We start from the raw sequence: 5,794 nt of genomic DNA on the forward strand, positions 1-5,794 counted from the left end.
CAATAGGAGACTAGGCGATGGTTGAGATTAACGACTTGCTTGAACTGGCTGTTGCCAGAGGTGCGTCAGACCTTCACATAAAGATAGGGGCACAGCCCGTTATCAGGGTAGATGGCCACCTTGCTACCATGATCGATCAGAAACGGCTGACGCCCGATGACACTTTGCACCTTGCGTTTAGCATGATGACGCCTGGCCAGCGGGAGAAATTCCGCAAGCACAAGCAGATCGACCTTGCGCACGCTGTGCCCGGCCTCGGACGTTTCCGTGTGAGCGCGTTTCAGCAAAGAGGCACAGTGAGTGTTGTTCTGAGGGTTGTGCCGACTAAGATACTGGGGTTCAAGGACCTATACTTACCGCCCGTGATGGAGAAGCTCTCGATGGAGAACAGGGGCCTGGTCATCCTGACAGGCACAACCGGTAGCGGGAAGTCGACGACACTTGCGGCAATGATAGACTACATGAACGTGCATCGTGTCGAGCACATAGTGACTATCGAGGACCCAATTGAGTTCCTCCACAGGGACAAGCGCTGCATCATCAATCAGCGAGAGGTCGGGTCCGACACAGAATCGTTCGCAGGCGCCCTGAAAGTAACGCTAAGACAGGACCCAGACGTGATACTAGTCGGTGAGATGCGTGATTTTGAGACGGTTGACCTCGCACTGGCGGCCGCAGAGACAGGCCACCTTGTGTTGACCACACTTCACACCTTGGACGCAGTCGAAACGATCAACCGCATCGTTGCTTTCTATCCTCCGCACCAGCAACAACAAATAAGGATGGAGCTCGCGGCGATCATCAAGGGTATCGTGTCGCAACGTCTCATGCCGAAGTCAGATGGCAAGGGGCGTATTCCTGCGGTCGAGGTTCTGGTAGCCACGGCACTGATCCGCGACAAGATAACTGACAGAGAGAAGACGATGGAGATCAAGGAGGCAATTGCCGACGGGGTGGCTCAGTATGGGATGCAGACTTTTGACCAGTGCTTGATAAAGCTCTTCAATCGGAAGCTTATCACGCTCGACACGGCCATGCGGTATTGCTCCAACCCGGATGACTTCATGCTCAAGATCAAGGGAATCAGCTCCACGAGCGACATGGCAAAAGCCGAGGAAGCCGAGGATGTCGCCTCAGGATTGGAGCAGGAAGAGGCATCGTTCGATTTCTCCAACACCCTTGAGGAGTAAAGCGGTAGCCAGAGAGATTGACTCTTGCTTTCCTGCTTGTTCACAAGTGTGAATCAACCGGAACCGACGCCCGAGGCGCAGAAGGGGTATCGCGAGGCCAAGCAGGCGGCGCTCAAGCTCCTCGCCGCCCGTTCCCTGTCAGTTGCCGAGCTGAGGCAAAAGCTCACCTCGCGGGGCTTCGAGGGCGAGGCGACGGAGGCCGTAATCCGGGAGCTTCTGGCAAAGCGATTCCTCGACGATGAGGGGCTTTCGGAGCTTTATGTTCAGAGTCTGCTCGAGCGCAAAGCCTATGGTAGGCGTTGGTTCTTCCAAAAGTTGCTCAAAAGAGGCATAGACGGGGACACAATCCAGAAGGTCCTGAACAAGGTTTATGACGAGATTGACGAAGGCCAGCTCGTCTATGAGGCCGCAGTCGGGAAGCTGCGAGGCCTGCGGAACATAGAGCCGCGGGCGAGGTTGGCAAAGGTCGCGAGGTTCTTAAGCAACAGAGGTTTTCCAGACAGTCTGATAATGCAGGTCATCAACGAACGACTATCGAGCGAATTTGGTGCAGAGAATGAAAACGGCGAGTGAGCTTAGAGACCTGTTCCTGGGCTACTTCACAGACAAAGGGCACAAGCTCGTGCGGTCTGCCCCCCTCATTCCCGCAAAGGACCCAACACTCCTGTTCACGAACGCCGGGATGGTCCAGTTCAAGGATACGTTTCTCGGCAAAGACAGGAGGCCCTATCGTCGGGCCACCTCGAGCCAGAAATGCCTGCGCGTATCGGGCAAGCACAACGACCTGGAACAGGTCGGATACACGCTGAGGCACAACACTTTCTTCGAGATGCTGGGCAACTTCTCCTTTGGCGACTACTTCAAGGAGAAGGCCATAGAGTTTGCCTGGGAGTTCATGGTGCAAGTCGCTAACGTCCCCGCCGACCGACTCTGGATCTCCGTCTATGAGAAAGATGACGAGTCGCGACGCCTTTGGGAAGATATTGGCGTGAGCGCGGACCGCATCGTCGGGCTTGGCGAGAAGGATAACTTCTGGTCGATGGGTGATGTGGGGCCGTGTGGACCGTGCAGCGAGATATACTTCGATTTCGGGGCTGATGTTGGATGTGGGAATCGCGACTGTGCGCCGGGCTGCGACTGCGATCGCTTCTCTGAGATATGGAACTTGGTCTTCATGCAATTCGATCGTGACTCGGATGGCGTCTTGCATCCACTTCCGGCGCCGTCAGTCGATACTGGCATGGGCCTCGAGCGACTCGCCTGCGTCTGCCAGGGCAAACAGTCGATCTTCGATACTGACCTCTTCGTCCCGATTAAACGAGCTTTGAGCGAACTATGCGAGGTGCAGGTAACAGGCGAAGGGCAGGAGGGCATAGCATTCAGGGCAATATCGGACCACATCAGGTCTCACTGCTTTCTACTTGCTGACGGTATCACGCCCGCCAACGAAGGCCGGGGCTACGTTCTTCGCCGACTCATCCGCCGGGCCGCTCGGTTTGGCCAGGTTCTTGGCCTTCACGAGCCGTTTCTGTTCAAGCTGGCCGCCGAAGTCATCTCGCAGATGGGAAGCACTTATCAGGAGCTTCACGCCCAGCAAGAGATGATAACGAAGGTCATCAAAAGCGAGGAAGAACGGTTTCAGGGCACTCTAAATCGAGCGATGCCGCAAGTTGAGGAGTATGTGCAGGAGGTTAAAGCGGCCGGCGGCACGATGCTTGACGGCGAGCGCGTCTTCTCGTTTTACGATACGTTCGGGTTCCCGCTCGAACTCGTGCGCGACATCGCGAAGGAAAACGGGCTCTCCGTCGATGAGAGAGGTTTTGAGCGAGCGATGCTTGGCCAGAAGGAAAGAGCAAGGACCGCGACAAGCGGACAACTCGAGGCACAGGCCGAGGACGCCTCGCACGCCGACCTTGGTCCGTCGCGTTTTGCGGGTTATCAGAACCTCGATATTGGCGAATGCCGTGTCGAGTCGACAATGGGGGGCATCACGGCGGGCAACGAGGTTCAGCTCGTGCTGGACAGGACGCCTTTTTATGCTGAGTCTGGCGGCCAGGTATCGGACACCGGTCAAATAGTCTCTGAAAACGCTGTTGTTAGGGTTTCGTCCGTCCATAAAACCGCGCGAGGCGCCATAATCCATCGTGGTGTGCTGACCGGCAAAATGATCGCCGGCGATAGCGTCCGATGCCAGGTCAATTGCGAGCGGAGGCAGGCAATCGCGAGAAGCCACACAGCAACTCACCTGCTGAATTACGCATTGCGCTCCATTCTTGGGCATCACGTCAAGCAGTCTGGGTCTCTAGTTGAGCCCGACAGGCTCCGTTTCGACTTCACTCATTTTGGGCCGGTCTCGGAGCGCGAGCTTGAGATGATAGAATCGCAAGTGAACGAGAAGATAAGAGACGACGCGCAGGTGATTGCTGAGCAGATGTCGTTCGATGAGGCAACGGCATCAGGCGCGCTCGCCTTCTTTGGGGAGAAATACGGCGACGTCGTTCGGATGGTTGACGCAGGCGGTTTCAGCAGGGAGTTATGCGGTGGCACGCACGTGGACCGAACGGGGTGCATAGGGCTGTTCAGAGTGCTGAGCGCCTCCAGCGTCTCGGCGGGTGTGAGACGCGTTGAGGCGCTTACGGGCGAGAAAGCTCTGGAATATGACAATCGGCGGCTGCGTGAGCTTCAGGGAGTCTCCGAGAAACTCAAGACGCCAGTTAAGAGCGTCCCTGAGCGTGTGGAATCGCTTATCGATGAGGTCAAGTCCTTGCGAAAAGAGCTGGTTCGTGCGAAGGAGCTCTTCATTAAGTCAAAGGTGAGCGATCTCGTGAGGGGAGCGGCGGAGGTGGACGGCGTCAAGCTGGTGACCGCTAACATGGGTGAGGAGGATGCCGATTTCCTGCGCAGACTTTGCGATGGGCTAAAGGACTCAGGCTTTCACGGGGTCGCGGTCCTCGGCGCTGTTGCCAAACACAAGGTCATCCTGATATGTTCGGTTACCCAAGACTTGACAAACAGGCTAGACGCAGGCCATATCATAAGGAAGGTTGCCGCGGGCGTTGGCGGCAGCGGCGGCGGGCGTAGGGACTTGGCGCAGGCCGGTGGCTCGCGCCCCGAGCGGCTTGACGAGTCGCTTTCGCAGGTTAGCGAAGTGGTTTCAGAGGCTTTGGCAGGTGAAGAGGAGAGTAGTTGATGCCATTTGACGGGGGGATACGAGGAACGGCGATTGTGGTTACCTTGGCGCTTGGGCTGTTGGTGGGCGTTGGGGTTACGCAGTCCTGGGCCGAGCTTGCCTCGATTGCGGGTGCGGATGGTGTGATCCGGATCGTTAAGATGAGTTCGGTGCAGCAGTTTGGAGGGAGCGACTCTTGCGCCTATCAGCCGTCCGAACAGCCGGGCCTCGGTGGCCGTAGGTTCACGTATGCGAAGCTGAGCTCTTTGATCAGGGGCACCGCCGGGCAATACGGCCTTGACCCAGAGCTTGTGATGGCTCTCGTGAAGGTCGAATCCAATTTCAATCCCTATGCTATATCACCTAAAGGAGCGAGGGGGCTGATGCAGCTTATCCCTGCCACGGCACGCCTTTACGGGCTCAGGAATTACTACGATCCAGCGGGGAACGTTGACGCCGGCGTGAGGCATCTTAGAATGCTTCTTGAAAAATACAATCACGAGCTCGACCTGGCGCTGGCTGCCTACAACGCCGGTTGCGGGGCGGTTGACCGCTACGGCGCCATCCCGCCTTACGGCGAGACAGTTAGGTTCGTGAAGAGAGTCAAAGCAATCTATTGTATGTATAGAGGCGGGGCAACGGTGGATGGCAGCATGGTCGCATACTCGGGCGGCGGTAACCTGTGTCGTTTCGTTAGAGAAGACGGAACCATCGTAATCCGCGCTCACTCAGGCAGGCAGTAGCTGTTGACCATCGAGGGCAGTTCCAATGCTCAACCGGATAACAATCTACTGCGTTGATAGCCTCGGTTTGGCGTTCTTGCTTGTCATCTGCTTGACAGCCCAGAGCGTGTTCGGAGCCGCGAGCCACCCCATAGGGCAGGAAGGGGCCCGCTGTGGCCAATCGAAGGCTACGGCCTGCTGCCACCTCATAAGGTTCTACCAAAAGTTCATTTCACCCATTGATGCAACTTCGTGCCGCATGTATCCGTCATGCTCGGCGTTTGCGAGCGAGGCGTTCATGCGCCATGGCTTCCTTCGGGGCATGCTCTTGACCTCCGACCGGCTGATGCGTGATTGCCTCTTCGCGGACAGCAACTACACTCTGGTCAAGAGGGGCGGCCGGTGGTTGCTTTGCGATACGGTCGAGGAAAACACTTGGTGGTGGTCTAGACTTCGGGGAAAACAGGATGTCCGACGAGCAAAGTAAGCCCGCGCTTCCGCGATGCTGGGAGGTTAAGCAATGCAAGGCCACACAATGCGCGCTCTACGAGAATCCCGGCGTCGCATGTTGGCTTGTAGATAACACGTTCTGCGAGGGAAAGAACCGACCGTTTGAGAACAGGTTCTTGATGACCTGCTCCCGGTGTCCTGTTTACCTCGAGGTCAGGAGAAGAGCGGACGGACGGCGAATAGCAGACAAAGCGATATTGGCC

Annotated in this window: 6 protein-coding genes; all 6 read left to right on the forward strand. The window is 56.9% G+C overall.

The window, feature by feature from the left end:
* Positions 1-17 precede the first annotated feature (17 nt).
* A complete protein-coding gene (locus VM163_09170; GenBank protein HUT04046.1) occupies positions 18-1,190 on the forward strand; it encodes a PilT/PilU family type 4a pilus ATPase in 1,173 nt (390 codons plus the stop codon).
* A gap of 48 nt (positions 1,191-1,238) precedes the next feature.
* On the forward strand, positions 1,239-1,763 hold the full coding sequence (locus VM163_09175; GenBank protein ID HUT04047.1) for a regulatory protein RecX: 525 nt from the start codon (positions 1,239-1,241) through the stop codon (positions 1,761-1,763).
* Positions 1,747-4,380: an alanine--tRNA ligase gene (alaS, locus tag VM163_09180; protein ID HUT04048.1), complete on the forward strand. Its 2,634-nt coding sequence runs from the start codon at positions 1,747-1,749 to the stop codon at positions 4,378-4,380. Before VM163_09175 ends, alaS begins: the two co-directional genes overlap by 17 nt.
* Entirely contained in the window at positions 4,380-5,102 is a 723-nt protein-coding gene (locus VM163_09185) for a lytic transglycosylase domain-containing protein (GenBank protein HUT04049.1), read from the forward strand. Before alaS ends, VM163_09185 begins: the two co-directional genes overlap by 1 nt.
* A gap of 25 nt (positions 5,103-5,127) precedes the next feature.
* Entirely contained in the window at positions 5,128-5,568 is a 441-nt protein-coding gene (yidD, locus tag VM163_09190; GenBank protein HUT04050.1) for a membrane protein insertion efficiency factor YidD, read from the forward strand.
* The coding region (locus VM163_09195; GenBank protein ID HUT04051.1) for a hypothetical protein at positions 5,549-5,794 on the forward strand (246 nt) is incomplete at its 3' end. The genes yidD and VM163_09195, both read left to right, overlap by 20 nt.

The organism is bacterium (assembly GCA_035527515.1).
Lineage (GTDB): Bacteria > B130-G9 > B130-G9 > B130-G9 > B130-G9 > B130-G9.